A 26486-nucleotide genomic window follows, 5' to 3' on the forward strand; every position below is an offset into this window, starting at 1 on the left:
CGCTCGCCCGGGGAGGCCGTTGTGCGCGGTGACATGGAGTGGGGAACCGTCGCGGGGCTGGTGCGGTCGGCCGCCCGGCGGTACGCGGACGCCGAGGCGGTGGTCGACGGCCGGCACCGGATCGGCTACGCGGAGCTGGGCACCCGCGTGGAACGGTCGGCCGCCGCCTGCCTGGCCGCCGGGATCGAGGTCGGCGACCGGGTCGCCGTCTGGGCGCCCAACTCCCTGGACTGGATCGTCGCGGCACTGGGCGCGGTCTCGGCGGGCGGCGTGCTGGTGCCGCTGAACACCCGCTTCAAGGGCGCCGAGGCCGCCGACGTGCTGCGGCGCAGCGGGGCGCGCCTGCTCTTCGTGACCGGGACGTTCCTCGGCACGTCGTACGTGGCGTCGCTGCGGCGGGCGGCCGGGGAGGGCGGGCCGGGGGAGCCGCTGCCGGGCCTGCCGCTGCTGCGGGACGTGGTGGTGCTGTCCGAGGACGCGCCGGCCGGCTTCCGCACCTGGAAGGACTTCCTGGCGGCCGGTGAGGGCGTGGCCGGCGGCGACGTGACGGCCCGCGTGGCGGAACTGGACGGTGACGCGCTCTCCGACATCGTCTTCACCTCCGGTACGACGGGCCGGCCCAAGGGCGCGATGATCACGCACGCGCAGACCCTGCGGGCGTACGAGGTGTGGGCCGACCTGGCGGGCCTGCGCGCGGACGACCGGTACCTGATCGTGAACCCGTTCTTCCACACGTTCGGCTACAAGGCCGGGGTGATCGCCTGCCTGATGCGCGGGGCGACGATGATCCCGCAGCCGGTGTTCGGCGTGGAGACGGTGCTGGCGAACGTGGCGGCGGAACGGGTGTCGGTGCTGCCGGGGCCGCCGACCCTCCACCAGTCGCTCCTTGACCACCCGGCGCGCGACACCCACGACCTCTCGGCCCTGCGGCTGGTGGTGACCGGAGCGGCGGTGGTGCCGCTGCGCCTGGTCGAGCGGCTGCGCGGCGAGCTGGGCGTGGAGACGGTCCTCACCGCCTACGGGCTCTCGGAGGCGAGCGGCATCGTGACCATGTGCCGGCGCGGCGACGACCCCACGGTGATCGCGTCGACGTCCGGGCGGGCGATCCCCGGCACCGAGGTGCGGGTGGACGCGGCACCCGGCGAACCCGGCGAGGTGCTGGTCCGCGGCTTCAACGTGATGCGCGGCTACTACGAGGACGCGACCGCGACCGCCGAGACGCTGACGGCCGACGGCTGGCTGCGCACGGGTGACGTCGGCGTCCTGGACCCGGCCGGGAACCTGCGGATCACCGACCGGCTGAAGGACATGTTCATCGTCGGCGGCTTCAACGCCTACCCGGCGGAGATAGAGCAACTGCTGGGCCTGCACCCGGACGTGGCCGACGTGGCGGTGATCGGCGTACCGGACGGGCGGCTGGGCGAGGTCGGCAGGGCGTTCGTGGTCCGCCGCCCGGGCTCGGTCCTCACCGGCGACGACCTGATCGCGTGGGCGCGCCGCGAGATGGCCAACTACAAGGTGCCGCGGACGGTCGCGTTCGTGGGCGCGCTGCCGCGGAACGCGAGCGGGAAGGTGGTGAAGGGCGAACTGCGCGGGCACGGCCCCGCCTAGGCCGTGTCCGCACAACCCTGTCTGCCGCGCGACACGACCTAGCCCGGCCCCGGGCACACGTCGGCCGCGGCGGCTCCCCTCCGCGCCGCCGCGGCCGTCCCCGTCCGGGTGTGGTCTGTCAGGCCTTCTCGTCCGTCGCGTGGAAGTCGTCGGGCGAGTTCAGCGGCTCCGACGTGGCGTGGAAGTCCTTGGCGGTGACGTCACCCTTGCCGGTGGCCGGGGCGGCGGCGTCCGCGGCCGGCTTCGTGGCGGCGGCCGGGGCGGCCGCCGGGTCGAAGTCCGGCTTCGGGTCGACGACGAGAGCGGCGGCGGCGTCGGCCGGCTCGCTCGTGGCGTGGAAGTCGTCGGGCTTGACGGTCCCGGTGGTGTCGGCCATGGGTGACTCCTAGAGCACAGGAAGGTTCGGTTGGGGGATGCCCGCCCGGTCACTCCCCCGAGCGTCACCGGGCGGGCATCGCACGGCCGTTCACCCTAGTGGTGCGGCCATCGCACCGAGCCGTCTGCCCCCCGACGCGACGGTCCGGCACCACTGAGAATGCCGGGCCGCGATAAACGAATGATGAACGCCGGCACGGGCCGCGGAACGCCTAGGACATCCCCTGGCGGACCGGGGCCGATTCCAGGAGTCGGCGGACGTCCGCCGCCTCCGGAGAGTCCGACGCCTCGAACACCGAGAGCGCCTCCTGCCAGCAGACCTTCGCGCGGTCGGTCTGGCCGATGCCGTGCAGGCCGCGGCCCAGGGCCGTCAGGATGTTGGCGCGGCGCCACTCCCCGCCGATGCCGTGCAGGACGGCCAACGCCTGCTCCGCGCAGGCCGCCGCCTGCGCCGGGCTGTCGTCGGACAGGTGGAGTTCGGCGATCCGGAAGAGGGTCATGCCGTGCCACAGCTGCTGTCGGGCGTCCTGGAACATGGTCAGGGCGTCCGTCAGGGTCTCCAGGGCCAGCCGTGTCTCTCCCGCGCTGGTCAGGGCGAGCCCCAGCGCGTACTTGCCGTTGGCCAGCCGCAGGGCCATGCCGCTGTCGTCGCGTTCGTAGATGGTGATCCCCTGGCGGGCCAGGGAGACCGCGCTCTCGGTGCGGCCGGTCGCCAGATGGACCCGGGACAGATTGCACAGGGCACTGGCCTCACCGGGCGTGTTCCCGTCGGCCCGGAACGCGGCCAGGGCCTGGGTGAGGTGCTGCTCGGCCTCCGCGTGCCGCACGTTGTAGAGGGCGATGATGCCCTGCTGGTTGGGCGCCTGGGCACAGACCACGGGGTCCCCGGCGGCGAGGCCGAGCCGGAGCGCCTCGCCCGCCTCCCGGGCCGACTCCGCGAACTGGCCCGAGACGCCGAGGAGATGGCTGTGCATGAGGCGGGCGCGGCCCTCGGCGTAGGCGTCGCCGTGCTGCTGGGCCGCGGAGATCACCGCGGTCGCCGCCTGCACGTACTGGCGGGCGCCGATCCCGGACTCCCCGAGATCCACGGCCGCGACGAGGAGATCGGCCGCCCGGCGCAGCCGGCCCGTGGCGCCGCCGGCCTGCTGCACGGCCGCCAGCAGCCCGCTCGCCTCCGTGAACAGCCAGTCCAGCGCCCTGTCCCGGTCGGCGAAGGAGAGCCCCGGGTAGGTGCTGCGGATCAGGTGGTCCAGGACCCGCTCCCCGGGCCGCTCGATCGCGTACACCCCGGCCGCCGTGGCCAGGTAGAAGTCCAGGAGGCGGGACATGGCCGCCTCCCTGTCGCTCGGCGGCTTCTCGTCGCGTTCCGCGCACGCACGCGCGTAGAGGCGCACCAGGTCGTGGAAGCGGTAGCGGCCGGGAGCCGCCGACTCCAGGAGGGACGTGTCGACCAGGGCCTCCAGCAGGTCCTCGGTGTCCTCCGCCGCCAGATCCAGGACCGCCGCTGCCGCCGCCAGCGAGATGTCCGGGCCGTCGGCCAGGCCCAGCAGGCGGAAGGCGCGGGCCTGCGCCGGTTCCAGCTGGCCGTAGCCGAGTTCGAAGGTCGCCTTCACCGCGAGGTCGCCGGCCTGGAGTTCGTCCAGGCGGCGGCGCTCGTCCGCGAGCTTCGCCGCCAGCACCGAGACCGTCCAGGTGCGGCGGGCCGCGAGCCGGGAGGCGGCGATCCGGATCGCCAGCGGCAGGAACCCGCACGCGGCGACCACGTCCAGGGCCGCCTCGCGTTCGGCGGCCACCCGTTCCGTGCCGACGATCCGGGTGAAGAGCTGGAGCGCCTCCTCGGGGGACATCACGTCGAGGTCGACCAGGTGCGCCCCGGCCAGGTCGACCATCCGCACCCGGGAGGTGATCAGCGCGGCACAGCCCTCGGTGCCCGGCAGCAGCGGACGTACCTGGGCCGCGTCCTTCGCGTTGTCCAGCAGGACCAGCACCCGGCGGCCGTCCAGGACCGAGCGGTACAGGGCCGCCCGGTCCTCCAGGGCGTCCGGGATGGCGGAGTCCGGGGTGCCCAGGGCGCGCAGGAAGGAGCCGAGGACCGTCTCCGGTTCCGCGGCCCGTGCTCCCGCCCCTTGCAGGTCGACGTACAACTGGCCGTCGGGGAAGGCCGAACGGGCCTGGTGGGCCACGTGGACTGCGAGCGTGGTCTTGCCGACGCCGCCGATGCCGGCGAGCGCCGACACGGCCATCACCCGGCCCTCCGCCGACGCCAGCACCTCGCCCAGTTCGGCGGCGCAGGCCGTCCGGCCGGTGAAGTCGGGCACGGTGGCGGGAAGCTGGGCGGGCCGGACGAGGACGGCCGGCGCCTCCGCGGCGGGCGAGGAGGGCTCCGCGAGGGCCGGGTCGGCCTGGAGGATGCGCTGCTGGAGGTCGCGCAGCCCCGGGCGCGGGTCGACGCCGAGTTCCTCGCTCAGCAGGCGGCGGGTGTCCGCGTACACGGCCAGCGCCTCGGCCTGCCGGCCGCTGCGGTACAGCGCCAGCATCAGCAGTTCGCGCAGCCGCTCGCGCAGCGGATGGGCCGCCGTCAGCGCGGTCAGCTCCGACACCGCCTCCGCGTGGCAGCCCTGCTCCAGGTCCATGTCCAGGCGGGATTCGAGGAGTTGCAGGCGCCACTCGTCCAGCCGGACCCGGTGCGCGTCGGCGTACGGGCCGGGAACGCCGGCCAGCGCCTCGCCGTCCCACCGGGCCAGGGCGCGGCCGAGCAGTTCCCTGGCCCGGCCCAGGTCACCGCCGCCGCGTGCCTTCTCCGCCTCGCCCGCCAGCTCCTGCACCACCGCGAGGTCCAGGGCGCCCTCGCCGAGGCCCCGTACCGCGTAGCCGCCGGACTCGCTGACCAGGACGCCGGGGTCCAGGATCTTCCGCAGCCGGGAGGCGTACGTCCGCACCGCGGCCAGCGCCTGCAACGGCGGCTCGGGGCCCCACAGCGCGTCGATCAGCTCGGCCGCGGTCGCCGTGCGGCCCTCGCGCAGCAACAGGGCGGCGAGCAGCGCGCGTTGCTGCGGGGAGCCGGTGTTGAGCGGCTGCCCCTCGCGCCAGGCGCGCACCGGACCGAGCACGCTGAAGCGCAGCGCCGCCTCCGTCGAGGACGAGGGGCGCCGCTGCTCCGGCACCCGCGGTCCACCGTCCATGCCGGTCCCCCTAGACATACCGATCCACCCCGTCAGTCTGCCTTGTCCACGGGAGCCGCGTCAGCCTGGCGAGACCCCGATCACAGGCGGCACGCGGCGGTCCACACAGTCTTCACACACGAGCGGCGGCCCTCGGCGGTTCCGGCGCGGTGCCGGGTCCGCCCGCGCACGGGCCGGCGTCCTGCGCGCCGGGGCCCGCGCAGGGGCCGGTCCGCCGTCCCCGGCCGCGTGACGAACCGTCACACACTAGCTGACGGTTCGTCAGATCGGCGCTACCGTGAGCGCCATGGACACCCAGGAAGGCACCTTTCCGCTGATCATCTCCGTCGACGACCACACCGTGGAGCCGCCGGACGTCTGGCAGTCCCGCCTCCCGAGGAAGTACCAGGACACCGGGCCGCGGATCGTCCGCGCGCCGCTGCGGGAGATGAGCTTCCTCGGCGGCCGCTTCGCGCCGGTCATGGGCAGCCCCGGCGAGGACGGCCCGACCGGCGACTGGTGGATCTACGAGGACCTGCACCGCCCCCTCACCCGCCTCGACACCGCGGTCGGCTACAGCCGGGACGAGATCAGGCTGGAGGTGATCACGTACCAGCAGATGCGGGCCGGGTCCTACGACGTCCCCGAGCGGCTCGCCGACATGGACGTCAACCACGTCCAGTCCGCCCTGTGCTTCCCGACCTTCCCCCGGTTCTGCGGGCAGACCTTCACCGAGGCCAAGGACCGCGAACTGGCCCTGCTCTGCGTGCAGGCCTACAACGACTGGATGGTCGAGGAGTGGTGCGGCCCGCTCGCCCGGGGCCGGCTCATCCCCCTGACCCTCATCCCCCTGTGGGACGCCCGGCTGGCCGCCGCCGAGGTCCGCCGCAACGCCGCCCGCGGGGTCCGGGCCGTCGCCTTCTCCGAGATACCCCCGCACCTCGGGCTGCCCTCCGTGCACACCGACGACTGGGACCCCTTCCTCGCCGCCTGCGACGAGACCGGCACGGTCGTGGCCATGCACATCGGCTCCAGCAGCCGTATGCCCTCCACCTCCGCCGACGCCCCGCCGGCCGTCGGCTCCACGATCACCTTCGCCAACTGCTGCTTCTCGATGGTCGACTGGCTGATGAGCGGCAAGTTCGAGCGCTTCCCGAACCTGAAGGTGATGTACGCGGAGGGCCAGATCGGCTGGATCCCCTACATCCTGGAGCGCGCCGACGTCGTCTGGGAGGAGAACCGCGCCTGGGGCGGCGTCGCCGACAAGGTCACCCGCCCGCCCTCCGAACTCTTCGCCGGGCACGTGTACGGCTGCTTCTTCGACGACGCCTTCGGCCTGCGGAACCTCGACGCCATCGGCCTCGGCAACGTCCTCTACGAGACCGACTACCCGCACTCCGACTCCACCTGGCCGAAGTCCCGCGAGGTCGGCGAGGCCCAGATGGGCCACCTGGACGCGGACGTGGTCGAACGCATCGTCCGCGGCAACGCGATCGACCTGCTCGGCCTCACCCCGCAGGGCCTGTGGGGCGGTCCGAGGTGACCGACTACGGCATCCAGCTCCCGGTCCAGTCGCAGTCCACGATCTACGCAGAGGAGTGGGAGGCGGGCGCGGGCGCAGCCGACCTGGTCGAGATCGCCCGCGCGGTGGACCGGGCCGGCTTCGCCTACCTGGCCGTCTGCGACCACGTGGCGATCCCGCACCGGCTCGCCGCCGCCATGAGCACGGTCTGGTACGACCCGGTCGCCACCCTCGCCCACCTGGCCGCCGTCACCGAGCGGGTCCGGCTGCTCAGCCATGTCGCCGTCGTCGGCCTGCGCCATCCGCTCCTGTCCGCCAAGCAGTACGCGACCCTCGACCACCTCTCCGGCGGCCGGCTGATCCTCGGGGTCGGGGCGGGGCACGTGCGGGAGGAGTTCGAGGTGCTGGGCGTGGACTTCGGGCAGCGGGGCGCGGTCCTCGACGAGGCGATCGACGCGCTGCGGGCCGCCCTCGGACCGGACGAGTTCCCCGCCCACCACGGGAAGTTCTACGACTTCGAGGGGCTCGGGCAGCTGCCCAGGCCCGCCCAGCGGCGGGTGCCGGTGTGGGTAGGCGGCTCGTCGCCGGCCGCCGTGCGGCGGGCCGCGCTCAAGGGCGACGGCTGGCTGCCGCAGGGCGACCCCAGGGACCGGCTGCCGGCCCAGATCGCCCGGCTGCGGCGGCTGCGCCGGGAGGCGGGGGTCGAAGCGCCGCTGACCGTCGGCGCGATCGCCGAGCCGCTGTACGTCGGCGCGCCCCGGTGGGAGGTCGGCCGCCGCACCCTGACCGGCACCCCGGAGGCCGTCGCCGCGTCGCTGCGGGCCTACGGCGCGATGGGCGTGCATCAGGTCCAGGTGCGGTTCCGCAGCCGCAGCCGGAGCGAACTCATCGACCAGATAGCCGTGTTCGGGGCGGACGTCGCGCCCCTTCTGAACTGAGGAGCGGGTGGCATGGGCAAGCTGGACGGACGGGTCGTCATCGTCACCGGGGCGGCGCGCGGTCAGGGCGAGCAGGAGGCGCGGCTCTTCGCCGAGGAGGGTGCGCGCGTGGTCGTGGCGGACGTGCTGGACGACCAGGGCGAGGCGCTCGCCAAGGAGATCGGGGCCCGCTACGTCCACCTGGACGTCGGCGTGGAGGAGCAGTGGCAGGCCGCCGTGGCCGCCGCGAAAGAGGCGTACGGCCGCCTCGACGGGCTGGTGAACAACGCCGGCATCCTGCGGTTCAACGCGCTCGTCGACACGCCCCTGGACGAGTTCATGCAGGTCGTCCAGGTGAACCAGGTCGGCTGCTTCCTCGGCATGAAGACGGCGGCGCCGGAGCTGGCCGACGGCGGGACCATCGTCAACACGGCGTCCTACACGGCGCTGACGGGGATGGCCGCGGTCGGGACGTACGCCGCGACCAAGCACGCGGTGCTCGGGCTCACCCGGGTCGCCGCGCTGGAGCTGGCCGGCCGGCGGATCCGCGTCAACGCGATCTGTCCGGGCGCCATCGACACCGCGATGTCCAACCCGGCCCGGCTCGACCCGGCCGCCGACCCGCAGGAGATGAGCCGGGCCCTGGACGAGCTGTACCGCAAGCTGGTGCCGCTCGGCCGGATCGGAAGGGCCGAGGAGGTCGCCCGGCTCGCGCTGTTCCTGACCTCGGACGACTCGTCGTACATCACCGGGCAGCCGTTCGTGATCGACGGCGGCTGGCTGGCCGGGGTCTCAGTTATCTGACGGATCGTCAGCTATTGACGCCGGCGGCGGCCGGTGCGACAGTCGGCCGACGAACACCATCTGACGGAGCGTCAGTAAAAAGGGACGGTGGACCGCCGTGGAATTCGGGCTCTTTGTACAGGGATACGTGGGCAAGCGCGCCGAGACCGACCCGCTCGCCGAGCACAAGGCACTGATGGAGGAGACCGAGTACGTCATCCAGGCGGACAAGTCCGGCTTCAAGTACGCCTGGGCCTCCGAACACCACTTCCTCGACGAGTACTCGCACCTGTCGGCGAACGACGTCTTCCTCGGCTACCTCGCCCACGCGACCGAGCGCATCCACCTGGGCTCCGGGATCTTCAACCCCCTCGCCCAGGTCAACCACCCGGTGAAGGTCGCCGAGAAGGTCGCCATGCTCGACCACCTCACCGGCAACCGCTTCGAGTTCGGCAGCGGCCGGGGCGCCGGATCCCACGAGATCCTCGGCTTCATCCCCGGCGTGACCGACATGAACTACACGAAGGAGATCTGGGAGGAGACCATCGCCGAGTTCCCCAAGATGTGGCTCCAGGACGAGTACGCGGGCTTCAAGGGCAAGCACTGGCAGCTGCCGCCGCGCAAGGTGCTGCCGAAGCCGTACGGCAGGTCGCACCCGGCGATGTGGTACGCGGCCGGGTCGCCGCCGTCGTACGCCATGGCCGCGAAGAAGGGACTCGGCGTCCTCGGGTTCAGCATCCAGAAGGTCTCCGACATGGAGTGGGTGCTGGAGCAGTACAAGACGGCGATCGTGAACGCCGAACCGGTCGGCGACTTCGTCAACGACAACGTGATGGTGACGACCACGGCGATCTGCGCGCCGACCCACGACGAGGCGATCCGCATCGCCGCGTCCGGCGGCCTGCACTACCTGCCCTCGCTGGTGTTCCGCTACCACGACACCTTCCCGCGGCCCGAGGGCTTCCCGGTGTGGCCGGAGACCCTGCCCGAGTACACCCCGGAGTTCGTCGAACTGCTCGTCGAGGAGGAGCTGCTGATCTGCGGCGATCCGGACGAGGTGCTGCGCCAGTGCAAGCGGTGGGAGCAGGCGGGCGCGGACCAGCTGAGCTTCGGGCTGCCGGTCGGTGTCCCCAAGGAGGAGACGCTGCAGACGATCCGGCTGATCGGGGAGCACGTCATTCCGAAGATCGACACGGATCCGGTGCACCGGACCACCCGATTCCGGGGTGCCGCGTAGGCGCCGTCGCGGGGTGCGGGTGCGGTGTGGCCGGTCGCGCCCACGCGGCGGAGCCGCACATCGATGCGGCCCCGCGCCCCCCCAGGGCGTTCATCCCACGGAGTTGAAAAGGGAGCCCCATGCTTGACCACCTCATCAAGGGCGCGACCGTCGTCGACGGAACCGGTGCGCCCGCCCACACCGCCGACGTCGGCATCCGCGACGGCCGGATCGCCGTCGTCGGCACCGTCACCGAGGAGTCCCGGGCGTCCGAGGACGCCACCGGGCTGGTCCTCGCCCCCGGGTTCGTCGACCCGCACACCCACTACGACGCCCAGCTCTTCTGGGACCCGTACGCCACCCCCTCCCTCAACCACGGGGTGACCACCGTCGCCGCCGGGAACTGCGGGTTCACCCTCGCCCCCCTGCACCCCGGCCGCCCGGGAGACGCCGACTACACGCGCCGCATGATGTCCAAGGTCGAGGGCATGTCGCTGGTCGCGCTGGAGGAGGGGGCGCCCTGGAACTGGACCTCGTTCGGCGAGTACCTGGACGCGCTCGAAGGACGGATCGCCGTCAACGCCGGCTTCATGGTCGGGCACTGCGCCCTGCGCCGGTACGTGATGGGACCGGACGCGGTCGGCGGACAGCCCACCGGCGAGCAGCTCGGCGAGATCGTGCGGCTGCTGCACGAGGCCATGGACGCGGGCGCCTGGGGCTTCTCCACCACCCAGTCCGCCACCCACTCCGACGGCGACGGACGGCCCGTCGCCTCCCGGCACGCCCGCCCGGAGGAACTGCTCGCCCTCTCCCGGGCCGTCGGGGAGCACGAGGGCACCCAGATCGAGGCGATCGTCGCCGGCTGCCTCGACCAGTTCAGCGACGCCGAGATCGACCTCCTCGCCGAGATGAGCGCGGCGGCCGGCCGGCCCCTGAACTGGAACGTGCTCACCATCGACGCCGCCGTCCCGGAGCGGGTCCCGCGCCAGCTCCAGGCCAGTGAGCGGGCCCGGAAGGCGGGCGGCCGGGTGGTCGCCCTGACCATGCCCATCCTCACGCCGATGAACATGTCCCTGGGCACCTTCTGCGCGCTGAACCTGATACCCGGCTGGGGACCGGTCCTGGCCCTGCCCGTACCGGAGCGGATCGAGCGGCTCCGGGACCCGGAGGTCCGCGCGGAGATGCTGGAACGCGCCCACTCCAAGGAGGCCGGCGTCTTCCGGCGGCTCGCGAACTTCGGCCGGTACGTCATCGGCGACACCTACAGCGAGGCCAACGCCGGGCTGTCCGGCCGGGTGGTCGAGGAGATCGCCGCGGAACACGGCCAGGACCCCTTCCACTGCCTGGTCGAGATCTGCGCGGCCGACGGGCTCCGTACCGTCCTGTGGCCCATGCCCACCGACAACGACCCCGCCTCCTGGGCGCTGCGCGCCGAGACCTGGCTCCACGAGGACGTGCTGCTCGGCGGGTCGGACGCGGGGGCGCACCTGGACCGGATGTGCGGGGCGCCGTACACCACCCGGTTCCTCGGCGACTGCCTGCGCGGCCGCAGGCTGGTCGGCCTGGAACAGGCGGTGAAGATGCTGACCGACGACCCCGCGAGGCTCTTCGGACTGCGCGAGCGGGGCCGGATCGCCGAGGGCTGGCACGCGGACCTCGTGCTCTTCGACCCGGAGCGGATCGCCGCCGGCCAGGCCACCCTGGTGCACGACCTGCCGGGGGACAGCCCCCGCCTGGACGCGAAGGCCGTCGGGGTACGGGCGGTCTGGGTGAACGGCGTCGAGGCCATCCGCGACGACGAGGTCAGCGGCGCCGTCCCCGGGAAGGTGCTGCGGTCCGGCCGGGACACCAGGACGGTGAGCACCCGGTGAACGCTCCGCGGGACGGACAGCGGCTGTTCCTCGCAGGCACCTGGGCCGAGCCGGACGCCGGCTACTACGAGGTGGTCGACCCGGCGACCGAGGAAACCGTCGGCCTGGCCCCCGAGGCCTCCGGGGACCAGGTGCTGGCCGCCTGCGCGGCCGCCCGGGAGGCGTTCGGGGCGTGGTCGCGGACGCCGGCCGCCGAACGGGCCGCGGTCCTCGGCCGGGCCGCCGACCTCATCCGGTCCCGGCTGAAGGAGTACGCCGACCTCGCCCGCGCCGAGACCGGCGCGACGACCGGAACCGCCCGCGCGATGCAGGTGGGTGTCGCCGCGGCCCGGTTTTGGCGGTACGCGACCGTCGAGCCCGCCGAGTGGCCCGTCCCGCCGCAGATCAACGAGGCCGGGCCGATGGGGAAGGCCGGCGTGATGGGCGCGCTGGCCGTGCGGCAGCCGGTCGGGGTGGTCGCCTGCATCACCTCGTACAACAACCCGTGGGCCAATCCGGCGGGCAAGGTCGCCCCGGCGCTGGCGATGGGCAACACCGTCGTGGTGAAACCCGCCCCGCAGGACCCCCTGTCCGTGTACCGGATGGCGGAGGTGCTGGAGGAGGCCGGGGCACCGCCCGGCGTGCTGAACGTGGTCTCCGGCAGGTCCGCCGGGGTCGGCCGGGCGGCCGTCGCCTCCCCGGACGTCGACATGGTCAGCTTCACCGGGTCCACGGCCGTCGGACAGCACATCGCCGAGGTCTGCGGACGCGACATGAAACGGCAGTTGATGGAGCTGGGCGGCAAGGGCGCGGCGGTCGTCCTCGACGACGCCGACCTCGGCTCGGCGGTGGCCGGGATCGGCACCACCTTCTCCTTCTACAGCGGACAGATCTGCACCGCCCCCACCCGGGTGCTGGTGCAGCGCGGCCTGTACGACCGCCTGGTGGACGGACTCGCCGCCTACGCACGCCGGTTGACGGTGGGCGACCCGGCGGCACCGGACACGGTGGTCGGTCCGGTGATCAGCGCCGAGCACCGGGCGCGCGTCGAGTCGTACGTCGAACTCGCCCGGAAGGAGGGCGCGACCGTGGTGACCGGCGGCGAACGCCCGCCGCTGGAGCGGGGGTTCTACGTAGCACCCACCGTGCTCGCCGACTGCACCAACGGCATGCGGGCGGCCCGGGAGGAGATCTTCGGCCCGGTCGTCTGCGTCATCCCCTTCGACGACGAGGAGGAGGGCGTCGCCCTCGCCAACGACTCCGACTACGGCCTCCTCGACTACGTCTGGTCGGCGGACGTGGCCCGCGCCTTCCGGGTGGCGCGGCGGCTGCGCGCCGGAGGCGTCGGGATCAACACCGTCGGGCGGAACATGGAGGCGCCCTTCGGCGGGTTCAAGAGGAGCGGGGTGGGCCGGGACGTCGGCTCCTACGCCCTGCACGCCTACAGCGAGGTGCAGGCGATCGTCTGGCCGGGGTGAGGGCCCGGCCGCCGCGGACGGCTACTCCTGACGTGTGCACCGCGCGGCGGGGCGTGCCGGACGGCGGCCCGCGTGCCGTAGAAAGGCGGGGCGGGTTGCCGACTGCGGGAGGACGTCTTGCCGAGTACAGATCCGATCCTGGTCACCGGCGCGGGCGGCGGTGTCGGAGGCGTCGGCGGGACGGTCGTCGAGGAACTGCGCCGGCGCGGGGTGCCGGTGCGGGCCCTGGTGCACCACGACGACGAGCGGGCCGCCGCGCTGCGGGCCCTCGGCGACGTCGAGGTGGTCGTCGGCGACCTCACGCGCGGCGCGGACGTGGCGGCTGCCCTGGACGGATGCCGCAGGGCGTACTACGGCATGAGCCCGTCGCCCGACTACCTGGAGGCCACCGCGACGGTCGCGGCGGCCGCCCTCGCCGACCGACGCCTCGAACTGCTGGTCCACATGTCCCAGATGACCGTCTCCCAGATGACCCTCACCAGCACCGCCGAGTCCCACCAGCAGCGGCTGCACTGGCTCTCCGAACACGTCCTGAACTGGTCCGGGCTGCCGGTCGTGCACGTCCGGCCGACGGTGTTCATGGAGAACCCGCTGTTCGGCGTGCTCGCCGTCGCCTCCGTCCGGCGCGACGACACCGTTCGCCTCCCTTTCGGCACCGCGCGCACCTCGCCGGTGGCCGCCGGCGACGTGGCCGCGGTGGTCACCCGGCTGCTGCTGGACCCCGCGCCGCGGACCGGCCGGGTCTACGAACTGACCGGCGCCGCCTCCCGCGACATGAACGCGATCGCCGCCGAGATCTCCGAGGCGCTGGGCCGCACCGTGACCTACGTCGACGTGCCCTACGACGAGTGGGTCGAGCGGGACCTGAAGCCGCTCGGCCTGTCACCGCACCTCGTCGACCACATCGCCACCATGGCCCGGCTGCACCGGGAGAACCGCTACGACCGGGCGACCGACGACGTGACGGACCTCCTGGGCCGCCCGCCCGCGGGCTTCGACACCCTGCTGCGCGCCACACCGGACTGACTCCGCGCCCGCGCTCGGGCAACCGCACGCGCCCCGGCACCGTCTCTCCTGCCGACACCCGCAGCTTCGTCCGCCGGAGGCGCCCCATGGCCGTGGTCGGCCTGTTCTGGATCACCGAGGACGCCGTGTACCTGGGCGCCGAGCCCACCGGGACGGCGTCCGGGGTACGGCTGACGGAGGACCGCGTCGAAGCCCTCGGGATCGGCCACGGCACGTCCTGGAGCCGGTCCGAGGTGCGGCGGATCGAGGTCCGCGACGTGCCCGTGCGGTCCGCCGTCCGGCGCCTGGTGTCCGTGGCCTTCGACTCGCTGGTCGTGGCGGTGACCGGCGACGGCGAGTTCCCACCCGCGTTCACCGTGCGGGTGGAGACCGCAGGGGACGCCGCCGTCGAGGTCAGCGTGGTCTCCGCGGTCGTCGGCGGCATCTACACGCCGGTCGAGTACGACCTCTCCCTCACCCTCCTGGCCCGGCTCGCCGACGGCCGCACCCCCGTCGCCGACCTGCTGGCCTGGCGCCGCGGCCACGGAGCGGACGGCGGCCCGTCCCGCGAGGAGCGCGAGGCCCTGCTGCGCAAGTGGACCGAAGGCTAACCGCGGGTCCCGGGCTTGTGGTTCACCGGCCCAGGAAGACCGGGTTCGTCAGGGCCGCGAGCGCGCCGGGCAGCGGACCGGCCGCGGTCTCGTGGCGGAGTTCCGCCCGGACGTAGGCGGCGTACTGCGGGGTCGTCCGCCATTCGACCACGCCCGAGCCGGTCACCGGGAGCGGGTCACTGGTCAGCAGCACGCCCTCGTCGGTGACGAAGCGGACCGTGCAGCGCGGCACGCCGGAGGCCTCCAGACGGACGGTCACCGGGGTGTCGGGGGCCACCTTCAGCCGCTCGCCGATCCCGGCCCGCTCACCGCGCCCGCCCGTCGCCGTGAAGGACACCTCCACGTTCTTCGACTCGGCGATGTAGGAGCGGCCCGCGCGCAGGCCCTCCTGGACGGCCTCGCGGGTCAGGTCGTCGGCGAGGACCACGGTCTGCGGCATGCCGACGGCGTCCGGGTCGCGGTGCGCGTCGCTGTTGCCCATCGCGGGCAGCCACGCCCCGCCCGCCCGCACCGAGGCGACCAGCGTGGCGTCCCAGGCGGACAGGGCCACCTCGTCGTCGGGGGTGTAGGGGCCGTTCCACACCTCGACGGCGTCCGCCTCGCCGAACCCGAACTTCCAGGCGCAGCCGACACAGGTGGCGTGCGGATGCGCCGGTACGACGAGGCCGCCGGCCTTGCGGATCCGCTGCGCGAAGCGGCCGAACCGGTTGTCGCGGGCCCGGTAGCGCCAGTCGACGAAGGTGCCCGGGTCGGTGCCGAGGGCGACCACGTGGCCGTTGCGGGTAGTGATCTCCTCGCCGAGCATGATCAGCAGGTCGTCGCCCGCCTGGTCCGCCCAGTGCGCGTGCGAGGAGTGCGTGTTGTGGTCGGAGGAGTTGATGAAGTCCAGGCCCGCGGCGCGGGCGAGGGCGGCGATCTCGGCGGGGGTGCGGCGGCCGTCGGAGTACCAGGAGTGCAGGTGGCAGTCGCCCCGGTACCAGGCCCGGCCCCGGCCCGCGGCCCGCTCCGGCGGGTACACCGGGCGGACGGGGGTGCCCGGCTCGCCGTAGGTCAGCGTGACGGTCAGTTCGTAGTCAAGGCCCTGTGGGGCGACCGTGTAGGGGCCGAGGGCCACGTGCCAGGTGCCGGCGCGGACCGGGCCGGGGAGGTAGCCGGGGGTCGCGTCGTCGGCGCGGACGAAGAACTCCGTGCGCGCCCCGCCGGACCAGCCCCGGAAGCCCGCGCCGCCCAGCTCGATGCCGTGCTGGTCGAAGATGCCGATGTCGAGCGCGTTGCCCGTGGTGCCGGCCGGGACGTTCGGCCGGTCGTAGGTGTAGGCGACCTTGATCTCGCGGACGCCGGAGGGGACTTCGACCGGGACGTAGACGAAGTCCGGGCAGCCGGGCGGCAGCGTGCCGCGTACCGTCCTCGTCTCCCGGGTCCCGGGGGCCTGACCGTCCGCCGCTGCGAAGCTCACGGTTCCCAACGTAAGGGCTGCCGCCGCGCCCGTCACGAACAGCGCGCGCCTGCCGATGCCGTGCGTGTCCTCACCCATGCCGGTGACCCTCCTCCTGCGACGTGAACTCCCGTGGAAGGAAAGGGAATCCACGGGCATCCGTATGTCATGTGCATAGCAGTGTGAAAGGCGGGGCGGGTGATGCCGACCAGTCGGTATGGACATATCGCGCCGCCGCCGGTACAGATGGCCCATGCGTATAGCCGTCACGATCTTCCTCACCGACGAGACCATCACCCCCGTCCGGCTCGCCCGTGAGCTGGAGGCACGCGGTTTCGCCGGGCTGTACCTGCCCGAGCACACGCACATCCCGGTCGAGCGGACCACCCCGTACCCGGCGGGCGGCGACCTGCCCCGCGAGTACGGCCGCACCCTCGACCCGTTCGTCGGCCTCGCGCAGGCCGCCGCCGTCACCGAGCGCCTGGGCCTCGGCACCGGCATCACGCTGGTCGCCCAGCACGACCCGATCGGCCTGGCCAAGCAGATCGCCACCCTCGACCACCTCTCCGGCGGCCGCTTCACGCTCGGCGTCGGCTTCGGCTGGAACGTCGAGGAGGCCGCCGACCACGGCGTGGCCTGGCGCACGCGGCGGGAACTGACCCAGGACCGGATGGCGCTGATGCGAGCACTGTGGGCGGACGAACCGACCGCCTACGAGGGCGAGTTCGGGAGCGTCCGGGCGTCGTCCGCGTACCCGAAGCCGGTCCAGAAGCCGCGCGGCCCCCTCGCCGGTCCGCGCACGCTGGTCGGCGGCGCCGCCGGACCGAAGCTGTTCGCGCACGTCGCCGCGTACGCGGACGGATGGATGCCGATCGGAGGACGCGGGCTCACCGAGTCGCTGCCGGTGCTGCGGGGGGTGTGGGCGGACGCCGGGCGGGATCCGGCGGCGCTCCAGGTCGTGCCGTACGCCGTCTTCCCGAGCGCGGGGAAGCTCGCGCACTATGCCGAACTCGGCGTCGAGGAGGTCGTGGTACAGCTGCCTCCGGCGGGGGATGCTGACGTGCTGGGGGCGTTGGACGCCTACGCGGAGTACGTCTGAGCGGGAGCGTCGTCGGCCGCGGGTGCATCGTGGCCGTTCGCGCAGTTCCCCGCGCCCCTTCAGGGGCGCGGGGAACTGCGCGAACAACCCCCACGGGCCAGCGGCCGACCACGCACCGCCGCCCCCCTGACCCCTCAGACCCCGAACGTATGCTCAAAGAATGACGATTTCCGCGACCCCCGGAACCGGCCCCACCGAGAACTCCATGCGTCGCGCCCTCAAACGCGCCCGGGACGGCGTCGCCCTCGACGTCTCCGAGGCCGCCGTGCTCCTCCAGGCCCGCGGCGAGGCACTCGACGACCTCGCCGCGTCCGCCGCCCGGGTGCGTGACGCCGGTCTGCAACAGGCGGGCCGTCCGGGCGTCATCACCTACTCGAAGAGCGTCTTCATCCCCCTCACCCGCCTGTGCCGTGACAAGTGCCACTACTGCACCTTCGTCACCGTCCCCGGCAAGCTCCGCCGGGCCGGGCACGGGATGTTCATGTCCCCGGACGAGGTCCTCGACGTCGCCCGCAAGGGCGCGGCCCTCGGCTGCAAGGAAGCCCTCATCACCCTCGGCGACAAGCCGGAGGACCGCTGGCCCGAGGCGCGCGAGTGGCTCGACGCGCACGGCTACGACGACACGATCGCCTACGTACGGGCCGTCTCCATCCGGATCCTTGAGGAGACCGGCCTGCTGCCGCACCTCAACCCCGGTGTGCTGTCCTGGACGGACTTCCAGCGGCTCAAGCCCGTCGCGCCCTCCATGGGCATGATGCTGGAGACCACCGCGACCCGCCTGTGGTCCGAGCCCGGCGGCCCGCACCACGGTTCCCCCGACAAGGAACCCGCCGTCCGGCTGCGGGTGCTGGAGGACGCCGGCCGTTCCTCCGTCCCGTTCACCTCGGGGATCCTGATCGGCATCGGCGAGACCTACGAGGAGCGGGCCGAGTCGCTCTTCGCGCTGCGCCGCACGGCCCGGTCCTACCACGGTGTCCAGGAACTGATCATCCAGAACTTCCGCGCCAAGCCGGACACGGCGATGCGCGGCATGCCGGACGCCGAACTGGACGAGCTGGTCGCGGCGGTGGCCGTGGCGCGGCTGGTCATGGGCCCGGCCGGCAACATCCAGGCGCCGCCCAACCTCGTGGACAGCGAGTACGGGCGCCTGATCGCGGCCGGCATCGACGACTGGGGCGGGGTCTCCCCGCTCACCATCGACCACGTCAACCCCGAACGCCCCTGGCCGCAGATCGAGGAGCTGGCGGCGCAGTCCGCGGCCGCCGGTTTCGAGCTGCGGGAACGGCTGTGCGTGTACCCGGAGTTCGTCCGCCGCGGCGAGCCCTGGCTGGACCCGCGGCTGCGTCCGCACGTGGCCGCGCTGGCGGACCCCGAGACGGGCCTCGCCCTCCCGGACGCGGTGGTCCAGGGGCACCCGTGGCAGGAGCCCGAGGAGGTCTTCGTCGCGACCGGCCGCACCGACCTGCACACCGCCGTCGACACCGAGGGCCGTACCGGCGACCGCCGCGAGGACTTCGACGAGGTGTACGGCGACTGGGGCGCCCTGCGCGAGGCGGCCGCGCCCGGCATGGCGCCCGAGCGCATCGACACGGACGTCCGCCAGGCCCTGGCGACCGCGGCCGACGACCCCACGAGGCTGACCGACGCCGAGGCCCTCGCCCTCCTGCACGCGGACGGCCCGGCCCTCGACGCGCTGACCCGGATCGCCGACGACGTCCGCAGGGCGGCGGTCGGCGACGACGTCACCTACATCGTCACCCGCAACATCAACTTCACCAACGTCTGCTACACCGGCTGCCGGTTCTGCGCCTTCGCCCAGCGCCGCACCGACGCCGACGCCTACACCCTCTCCCTTGACCAGGTCGCCGACCGCGCCCAGCAGGCGTGGGACGTCGGCGCGGTCGAGGTCTGCATGCAGGGCGGCATCCATCCCGACCTGCCCGGCACGGCCTACTTCGACATCGCGAAGGCGGTCAAGGAGCGGGTGCCCGGCATGCACGTGCACGCCTTCTCGCCGATGGAGGTGGTGAACGGCGCGACCCGCACCGGCCTGTCGATCCGCGAGTGGCTGACCGCCGCGAAGGAAGCGGGCCTGGACACCATCCCCGGCACGGCCGCCGAGATCCTGGACGACGAGGTCCGCTGGATCCTGACCAAGGGCAAGCTGCCCGCCGCCACCTGGATCGAGGTCGTCACGACCGCCCACGAGCTGGGCATCCGCTCCTCGTCCACGATGATGTACGGCCATGTCGACCAGCCCCGCCACTGGCTCGGCCACCTGCGCACGCTGGCCGGCATCCAGCAGCGCACCGGCGGCTTCACGGAGTTCGTGACGCTCCCCTTCATCCACACCAACGCCCCGGTCTACCTGGCGGGCATCTCACGGCCCGGCCCGACCCTGCGCGACAACCGCGCGGTGACGGCGATGGCCCGGCTGCTGCTCCACCCCCACATCCCGAACATCCAGACGAGCTGGGTGAAACTGGGCGCGGAGGGCGCGGCGGAGATGCTCCGCTCGGGCGCCAACGACCTGGGCGGCACGCTGATGGAGGAGACCATCTCGCGGATGGCGGGCTCGTCGTACGGCTCGTACAAGTCGGTGCGGGACCTGATCGCGGTGGCCGAGGCGGCGGGCCGTCCGGCGAAGCCGCGCACCACCCTGTACGGCGAGGTGCCCGAGGAGCGCAGGCGGGCGGCGGAGGCGTCCGACGGGCACCTGCCGGAGCTGCTGCCCGTGCTGGACTGAGGGGAGCGGGCGGGCCGGGACCGGACCCCGGACCGGAGCGAGCGGGCGGGCAGCGCGCAGTACGATGATCCGACTCCTGCGTGCAGATGCAGGGGCCCTCATAACGGAGGAGATGCGTACCCGTGGCTGCCCGACTGCTGCCCTCCTGGGTCTGGGTCACCGGTCTGACGGCCGGGGCGACGGTGGCCGTCGTCTTCCTCGCCGTACAGGCCGACAAGGGGCCGCACCCCACGGCCGCGGCGGTCCGCCCGTCCGCGAGCGCGTCGGCGGGCGCCCACCCCTCCGCGTCCCCGAAGCCCCCGAAGGCTCCCGACGTGCCGGCGGCCTCCGGCACGGGCCGCCGCGTCGTCTACTCGCTCGGCGCCAAGCGGGTCTGGACGGTCGACGCGAGCGACAAGGCGACCCGCACCTTCACGGTCTGGCCGGGGACGGTGAGCCCCGACCCCGGCACCTACACGATCTCCAAGACGCTCTCCGCCACCACCGGCTCGGACGGCGTCCAGATCGAGCACGTCCTCTACTTCGCCGCCAAGTCCGGGCTGTCGGTCGCCTTCTCCAACGCGGCCGACGGCTCCTCGCCGCCGCCCGCCGCCGGCAAGCAGACCAGCGGGATCCGGATGCGCAAGGCGGACGGCGCGGCCCTGTGGACGTTCGGCACGGAACCGAACACCAAGGTGACCGTCGTCAAATAGCCGGCGACCGCTCCGGCAGCCGTACGACGACCAGCGCGATCCCGGTGAGCACCAGCACCCGGGTCGCCGCGTCCAGCCCGTTCCAGGTCTTGGACTGCCACATCGAGAACCACTCCCCGCCGATCCCGATGAACCCGGCGCCGAAGAGCAGCACGAGCATCAGCAGACCGTAGGTGGACAGGCGGCGGGCGCGGTCGTCGTCGCGCCGGAACCACAGCACGGTCCCGGCGACCAGCACGAGGGCGGCGAGGGTCTCCCACACGATGATGGCGACGTACGCGGTGTTCTGCAGCCCCGTGCTGGTCACGGCCCGCCACATCAGGTCGTCGTCCTTGAACGTCGTGTCCATGGCCAGCACATGCTGGACGAACGCCTGGTTGGTGCCGAAGTCGGTGATGTTCCCGAAGGCGACGAGGGCGATGTAGAGCGCGACCGTGCCGGTGAGCAGGGCCGCGGTGAGGGGGAGCGCACGAGGCGCCTGGGAGGTGGACATGTCACCGTCCTTCCCCGGCGCGGTCGTTCGCACCCGCACGGGCCTCTGCCAGACTGAGGGCCCGGAGCGGCTACGGGGGTGCAGCTGATGGGGCCGACACGGCCGTCGATGCAGGAGCTGATCGGACGGCGCCGCCGGGCGGGATTCGTCGGCCGGATCGGCGAACGGGCCGCGTTCCGCGCGAACTTGGGCCTGCCCGCCGAGGACGAACGGCACCGCTTCCTCTTCCACGTGCACGGCGACGCGGGCGTCGGGAAGACCCGGCTGGTCCGGGAGCTGGAGCAGATCGCCCGGGAGGCCGGGGCACTGACCGCGTACGTCGACGAGAGCGTGGCCGGCGTGCCCGAGGCGATGACGGCGATGACCCGTCAGTTCGCTGCCCAGGGACGGCGGTTCAAGGATCTGGAACGGCTGCTGGCCGCGCACCGCGAGCGACGGCACGAGGCGGCGGCCGCCCTGGCACCGGGCGCGGCGGAGGACCGGGAGGGGCCGTCGGCGGGGAGCCTGGCGGTGGCGCGGGCGGCCCAGGCGGGCCTCGGGATGATCCCGGTGGCCGGTGCCTTCGCCGCCGCCCTGGACACCGACGGCCTCGCGCAGGGCGCCGACCGGCTCCGGGCCCGCTTCCGCAGCCAGGAGGACGCCCAGCTGGTGCTCTCTCCCGAGCAGGTCCTCACCCCCGTCCTGCTGTCGGAACTCGCGGGCGCCGCCGACGCCGTGCCCTGGATCGTCCTCCTCCTCGACACCTACGAACGCACCGGCCCGTTCCTCGACCCCTGGCTGCACGACGTGATGACCACCGACCGCTACGGCGCCCTGCCCGCCGACGTCGTCGTGGTCACCTCGGGACAGCACCCGTTCGACACGGCCCGCTGGGGCAGCTTCGCGGACTTCATGACGGACCTGCCGCTCGGCCCCTTCACGGAGGAGGAGGCCCGCGGCCTGCTCGCGGACAAAGGGGTGCGGGACGAACCGGTGGTCGCCGAGGTGCTCCGGCTGACGGGCGGGCTCCCGGTGCTCGTCTCCACGCTCGCCGAGTCCGGGCCGGTCGGCCCCGGGGACGTCGGCGACCCGAGCGCCACCGCGGTCGACCGGTTCCTGAAGTGGGAGCGGGACCCGGTGCGCAGGGCGGCCGCGCTGGCGGGCGCGCTGCCCCGGCGGCTGGACGAGGACGCGTTCCGGTCGGCCGTGGACGACTCCGCGGACCAGGCGGCGGAATCGCTCTTCGCCTGGCTGCGGGGCATGCCCTTCGTCGGCGAGCGCGGCGGACGGCTGCAGTACCACGACGTCGTACGGGCGCCGATGCTCCGGCTCCAGCGGCTGCGCTCGCCCGGGGCCTGGACCGAGCGGCACACCCGGCTCGCCGAGGCCTACGGCGGGCGGCGCGCGCGGGCCGGGGCCGACCTGCGGCCCGACGAGCCGTGGGCCGACGAGGGCTGGCGGGAACTGCGGCTCGGCGAGACCTACCACCTGCTGTGCGCGCGGCCCCGCGCCGCGCTCCCCGGAACCCTCGCCGACCTCGTCACCGCCTGCGGCTACGGCGACGACGCGGTACGGCCCTGGGTGCGGGTGCTGGCCGAGGCGGGCGAGGACACGGACGCGGAGGCCCTGCGGACCTGGGGCGCGGACCTCGCCGCCGCGCTCGCCGACGGCGGGCTCGCGGGACTGCTGCGGCTGCTGCTCGGCCGCGCCCGCGGCGACGAGCCCTGGCGGGCGACCGCCTGGGCGCTGCGGGCCGACGCGCTCGCCCGGGACGGCGCGCCCGGACCGGCCCTGGAGGACTACGACCGCGCCCTCGCCCTGGACCCCGCCCTGGTCCGCGCCCACCGCGGCCGGGCGGTCACCCTCGGCGGGACGGGCGACTACGCGGGCGCGCTCGCCGGCCTCGACCGCGTGCTCGAACTGGAGCCGGACAACGCCTGGAACGTCGTCCTGCGCGGCGAGCACCACCGGCTGGCCCGCCACCACGCCGAGGCGGTCGCCGACCTGAGCGAGGGGATCGAGCGCGACCCCGCCGGCGAGTTCGCCTGGGCCTCCCGCGGCGCCGCCCACGAACGCCACGGCGACCTCGACGCGGCCCTCGCCGACTTCGACCGCGCGCTGGCGCTCAAGCCGGACTACGCCTGGGCCCTCGCCCGCCGCGCCCGCGTCTGGCGCGGCCTCGGCGACCAGGCCCGCCGGCTGGCCGACCTCGACCGCGCCCTGGCGTTGCAGCCGGACTGGGCCTGGGGCCGCTGCGAGCGCGGTGACGCCCTGCGCGTCAACGGCCGGGACGGCGAGGCGCTGGCCGACTACGACCGGGCCCTCGAACTCGATCCCGGGTACGCGTCGGCGTACGCGAGCCGGGGCGCGTCGCTGTCCGGCCTGGGCCGCCACGAGGAGGCCCTCGCCGACCTGGACCGCGCCCTCGCGCTGAACCCGGGGTATCCGTGGGCCCTGGAGACGCGGGAGCGGGTGCGGCAGCGGCTGGCCGACCGCGCACTCCCCCCGACCTGATCGAAAGCCGACCACTCGGGACCACATAACCCACACTTCGCGTACCTGGCTGTGCCCTGAACGGACCGTTCCCGGTCGATTACAGTGCTGTGCGCTCGTGTGTACGGACGGTGCCCGTGGGGAGGTCATGGTGGTGAGTGCGACGTCGGGTGCCGTCTGGGGCCGTGCCGAGCAGCAGGACTTCCGGAGCCGGGTACGGGGCGCGCTGCTCGGTTCCGCCGTCGGGGACGCGCTCGGCGGGCCCGTCGACGGGCTGACGCTGGAGGAGATCCGGGCGGCCCACGGCCCCGAGGGACTGGTCGACCTCGCGGTCGGGCACGGGCGGCGCGGCACCGTCACGCACCACACCCAGCTGACCCTCTTCACCGTGGACGGACTCATAAGAGCCCAGGTGAGACGGGACACCGGCGCCTGGCATCCGCCCACCGACCTGCACCGGGCGTATCTGCGCTGGGCCGCCACCCAGCGGGACTGGGGGCCGGACGAGCGGCGCAAGGAGGACGGATGGCTGGCCAGGGAGGAGTGGCTGTACGCCCGGCGCGAGCCGACCAGAGCGCTGCTGATGGGGCTCGGGGACGAGAACATGGGGACCCTGGAGTCGCCGAAGAACCCCGATGACATGGGGCCCGAGGCCGTCGCCAGGTCGGCGCCGTTCGGGCTGCTGGTCGGCTGGGAGCCGCAGCTCGTCGTCCAGCTGGCCGTGGAGTGTGCCGCGCAGACCCACGGGCATCCGACCGCCTGCCTGTCCGCGGGTGCCTACGCGGTGATCGTGCACGCGCTGGCCCGCGGCGACTCGCTGGACGGGGCCGTCCAGCGGACGCTGGCCCTGCTCGCCGCCCGGCCGGGCCACCAGCCCGTCTCCGACGCGTTGCAGCACGCGCTCGGCGCCGTACGGCAGGGCATGCCCTCACCGGCGCGGGTCGAGGAGCTGACCGGGGACGGGGCCGCGGACGGGGCGCTGGCGGCGGCCGTGTACTGCGCGCTCGTCGGCGAGGACGTACGGCACGGGCTGTGCCTCGCCGTCAACCAGGCCGGGCCCTCCGCCGTCGCCGGCGCCCTCACCGGCGGCCTGCTGGGCGCGCTGCACGGCGAGACGGCCCTCCCGCCGGCCTGGGTGGCCGAACTGGAGGGCCGTCCTACGATCCTCGAACTCGCCGACGACTTCGCGATGGAGATGACCCAGGGCCCGGCCCTGCACAGTCCGGCGGGCGCGGCCCCCGGCTGGCTGGCCCGCTACCCGCGGGGCGCCTGAGCGGGCCGCCGGCGCGGCCGTCGCCGGTCAGTCCCGCAGGACCTCCCCGCCGCCCGCCTGCGCCTGGGCCGGTACCGGGGCCGCGGCCGCCGCGCTGTCCCCGTCGGTGTTCACCGACTCGATGATCGCGAGGCGCTCCGGGGTGTCCTCCGGCTTCAGGTAGCCGATGAGGACGTAGAGGACCAGGGAGACGGCCAGCGGCACCGACACCTGGTACTGGAGCGGTACGCCGCCGTCGACGTTCCAGTTGATCGGGTAGTTGACCAGCCAGAAGGCGAACAGGCCCGCCGCCCAGCTGGTGAGCGCGGCCGTCGGGCCGGAGCGGCGGAACGGGCGCAGCAGACCCAGCATCATCGGGATCGCGATCGGGCCCATCAGACCGGCCACCCACTTGATGACCACGGTGATGATGTCCTTGAACGTGGGCGAGTTGACCTGGGTGGCCACCGCCATGGACAGGCCGAGGAAGACCACGGTCGTCACCCGGGCCGCGATCAGCCCGGAGCGCTCGCCCCAGGCACGGGCCCGCGACGACAGCACCGGCGCCACGTCCCGGGTGAAGACGGCCGCGATGGCGTTGGCGTCGGAGGAGCACATCGCCATCGTGTGGGAGAAGAAGCCGACGACGACCAGGCCCAGCAGGCCGTGGGGGAGGAGCTGTTCGGTCATCAGGCCGTAGGAGTCGGAGCCGTCGGGCTTCTGGGCGTGGACGAGCAGGGGCGACATCCACATCGGGAAGAACAGGACCACCGGCCAGATCAGCCAGAGCGCCGCGGAGAGGCGGGCGCTGCGTTCGGCCTCCTTCGGACCGGCCGTCGCCATGTAGCGCTGGGCCTGGTTGAGCATGCCGCCGTTGTACTCGAAGAGCTTGATGAAGAGGAACGCGAGCAGGAAGACCGTGCCGTAGGGGCCGACCAGCGGCTTGCCGTGGCCGTGCAGGGCGGGCTCGTTCCAGGCGTCGAGGAAGCCGATGCCCTTGTCGTTCAGCTTCAGGACGACGGCGACGAACATCGAGACGCCGGCCAGCAACTGGATGACGAACTGGCCCAGTTCGGTCAGCGCGTCCGCCCACAGGCCGCCGATCGTGCAGTAGACCGCGGTGATCGCGCCGGTGATGAGGATGCCCTGGTTGAGGGAGACCCCGGTGAACACCGACAGCAGGGTGGCGATCGCGGCCCACTTGGCGGCCACGTCCACGATCTTCAGCAGCATGCCTGACCAGGCCAGCGCCTGCTGGGTGGAGAGGTTGTACCGGTTCTTCAGGTACTCCAGCGGGGAGGCCACGTGGAGGCGGGAGCGGAGCCGGTTGACGCGCGGGGCGAAGAGTTTCGAGCCGATCGCGATGCCGAGCGCGATCGGGAAGGACCAGGTGATGAACGACGTCACGCCGTAGGTGTAGGCGATGCCGGCGTACCCGGTGAACATCACCGCGCTGTAGCCCGACATGTGGTGCGAGATGCCGGAGAGCCACCAGGGCATCTTTCCGCCGGCCGTGAAGAAGTCGCTCACGTTGTCCACGCGCTTGTGCGACCAGACGCCGATCGCCACCATCACGCCGAAGTAGCCGATGAGCACGGCCCAGTCGAGCCCGTTCATGTGCCCCCCTTCCAGGGTCCGCCTTCTGAACTCCGCTCAGCTGGCTGGCACTTCGCATAAGCGGAGTGGGGACGGGGAAGGCCGCGAAGTGCCCGCTCATCGTGGGTTCGGTCACATGGGCACGACAAGCGGGCGTAAGGTCAAGGGACAG

Annotated in this window: 19 protein-coding genes; 14 read left to right on the forward strand and 5 right to left on the reverse strand. The window is 73.4% G+C overall.

Features of this window, described 5'->3' with window-relative positions; translation table 11 throughout:
* Positions 1-21: 21 nt before the first annotated feature.
* The gene (locus ACIQOE_RS27935; protein ID WP_401414407.1) at positions 22-1611 is read left to right on the forward strand and encodes a FadD3 family acyl-CoA ligase; all 1590 of its coding nucleotides are present in this window, start codon (positions 22-24) and stop codon (positions 1609-1611) included.
* A 118-nt stretch (positions 1612-1729) separates the two neighbouring features.
* Here the strand turns inward: ACIQOE_RS27935 and ACIQOE_RS27940 are convergent, their stop codons facing one another.
* Entirely contained in the window at positions 1730-1987 is a 258-nt protein-coding gene (locus ACIQOE_RS27940; RefSeq protein ID WP_351321242.1) for a hypothetical protein, read from the reverse strand.
* Positions 1988-2198: 211 nt separating this feature from the next.
* On the reverse strand, positions 2199-5168 hold the full coding sequence (locus tag ACIQOE_RS27945) for a BTAD domain-containing putative transcriptional regulator (RefSeq protein WP_401414408.1): 2970 nt from the start codon (positions 5166-5168) through the stop codon (positions 2199-2201).
* A 286-nt stretch (positions 5169-5454) separates the two neighbouring features.
* Between ACIQOE_RS27945 and ACIQOE_RS27950 the strand changes: the two genes are divergently transcribed.
* From ACIQOE_RS27950 to ACIQOE_RS27985, 8 genes are all read left to right on the forward strand, one after another.
* Positions 5455-6690 (forward strand): amidohydrolase family protein, encoded by a 1236-nt coding sequence (locus ACIQOE_RS27950; RefSeq protein WP_362644658.1) that lies wholly within the window; start codon positions 5455-5457, stop codon positions 6688-6690.
* Positions 6687-7607 carry an LLM class F420-dependent oxidoreductase gene (locus ACIQOE_RS27955; RefSeq protein WP_365576654.1) on the forward strand — a complete coding sequence of 307 codons (921 nt, stop codon included), beginning with the start codon at positions 6687-6689 and terminating at the stop codon, positions 7605-7607. The genes ACIQOE_RS27950 and ACIQOE_RS27955 overlap by 4 nt, the downstream gene beginning before the upstream one ends.
* A 12-nt stretch (positions 7608-7619) precedes the next feature.
* Positions 7620-8390, forward strand: a complete 771-nt coding sequence (locus tag ACIQOE_RS27960; protein ID WP_351321234.1) for an SDR family oxidoreductase — start codon at positions 7620-7622, stop codon at positions 8388-8390.
* Between the two features lie 97 nt (positions 8391-8487).
* Positions 8488-9606, forward strand: a complete 1119-nt coding sequence (locus ACIQOE_RS27965) for an LLM class flavin-dependent oxidoreductase (protein ID WP_351321232.1) — start codon at positions 8488-8490, stop codon at positions 9604-9606.
* 119 nt (positions 9607-9725) lie between these two features.
* Positions 9726-11456: an amidohydrolase family protein gene (locus tag ACIQOE_RS27970; protein ID WP_401414411.1), complete on the forward strand. Its 1731-nt coding sequence runs from the start codon at positions 9726-9728 to the stop codon at positions 11454-11456.
* Positions 11453-12913, forward strand: a complete 1461-nt coding sequence (locus tag ACIQOE_RS27975) for an aldehyde dehydrogenase family protein (protein WP_401414413.1) — start codon at positions 11453-11455, stop codon at positions 12911-12913. Before ACIQOE_RS27970 ends, ACIQOE_RS27975 begins: the two co-directional genes overlap by 4 nt.
* A 117-nt stretch (positions 12914-13030) precedes the next feature.
* Positions 13031-13939: an NAD(P)H-binding protein gene (locus tag ACIQOE_RS27980; protein ID WP_401414415.1), complete on the forward strand. Its 909-nt coding sequence runs from the start codon at positions 13031-13033 to the stop codon at positions 13937-13939.
* An 86-nt stretch (positions 13940-14025) separates the two neighbouring features.
* Positions 14026-14529, forward strand: coding sequence for a hypothetical protein (locus ACIQOE_RS27985; RefSeq protein WP_401414417.1), 504 nt, complete (start codon positions 14026-14028; stop codon positions 14527-14529).
* A 22-nt stretch (positions 14530-14551) separates the two neighbouring features.
* On the opposite strand, the gene ACIQOE_RS27990 is transcribed toward ACIQOE_RS27985, so the two are convergent.
* Complete coding sequence (locus ACIQOE_RS27990; protein WP_401414419.1) at positions 14552-16063, reverse strand: CehA/McbA family metallohydrolase; 1512 nt, start codon at positions 16061-16063, stop codon at positions 14552-14554.
* A 154-nt stretch (positions 16064-16217) separates the two neighbouring features.
* Here ACIQOE_RS27990 and ACIQOE_RS27995 point away from each other — a divergent pair, with 154 nt between their 5' ends.
* The 3 genes from ACIQOE_RS27995 to ACIQOE_RS28005 all read left to right on the forward strand — a co-directional run bounded on the left by ACIQOE_RS27995 (position 16218) and on the right by ACIQOE_RS28005 (position 20501).
* Positions 16218-17063, forward strand: coding sequence for an LLM class F420-dependent oxidoreductase (locus ACIQOE_RS27995; RefSeq protein WP_401414421.1), 846 nt, complete (start codon positions 16218-16220; stop codon positions 17061-17063).
* A 160-nt stretch (positions 17064-17223) separates the two neighbouring features.
* Positions 17224-19809: a bifunctional FO biosynthesis protein CofGH gene (locus ACIQOE_RS28000; RefSeq protein ID WP_401414423.1), complete on the forward strand. Its 2586-nt coding sequence runs from the start codon at positions 17224-17226 to the stop codon at positions 19807-19809.
* 122 nt (positions 19810-19931) lie between these two features.
* Positions 19932-20501, forward strand: coding sequence for a hypothetical protein (locus ACIQOE_RS28005; protein WP_401414425.1), 570 nt, complete (start codon positions 19932-19934; stop codon positions 20499-20501).
* Here the strand turns inward: ACIQOE_RS28005 and ACIQOE_RS28010 are convergent.
* The gene (locus tag ACIQOE_RS28010) at positions 20494-20994 is read right to left on the reverse strand and encodes a DUF2165 domain-containing protein (RefSeq protein ID WP_399012577.1); all 501 of its coding nucleotides are present in this window, start codon (positions 20992-20994) and stop codon (positions 20494-20496) included. The two genes, ACIQOE_RS28005 and ACIQOE_RS28010, sit on opposite strands and share 8 nt — an antisense overlap.
* An 87-nt stretch (positions 20995-21081) precedes the next feature.
* On the opposite strand from ACIQOE_RS28010, the gene ACIQOE_RS28015 reads away from it, so the two are divergent.
* Positions 21082-23487, forward strand: coding sequence for a tetratricopeptide repeat protein (locus ACIQOE_RS28015; protein ID WP_401414427.1), 2406 nt, complete (start codon positions 21082-21084; stop codon positions 23485-23487).
* A 133-nt stretch (positions 23488-23620) separates the two neighbouring features.
* Complete coding sequence (locus tag ACIQOE_RS28020; RefSeq protein ID WP_365576636.1) at positions 23621-24739, forward strand: ADP-ribosylglycohydrolase family protein; 1119 nt, start codon at positions 23621-23623, stop codon at positions 24737-24739.
* A gap of 27 nt (positions 24740-24766) precedes the next feature.
* On the opposite strand, the gene ACIQOE_RS28025 is transcribed toward ACIQOE_RS28020, so the two are convergent.
* Entirely contained in the window at positions 24767-26335 is a 1569-nt protein-coding gene (locus tag ACIQOE_RS28025) for a sodium:solute symporter family protein (RefSeq protein ID WP_351321208.1), read from the reverse strand.
* Between the last annotated feature and the right edge of the window lie 151 nt (positions 26336-26486).

This window comes from Streptomyces sp. NPDC091282 (genome assembly GCF_044757385.1).
GTDB classification, from domain to species: domain Bacteria; phylum Actinomycetota; class Actinomycetes; order Streptomycetales; family Streptomycetaceae; genus Streptomyces; species Streptomyces gramineus.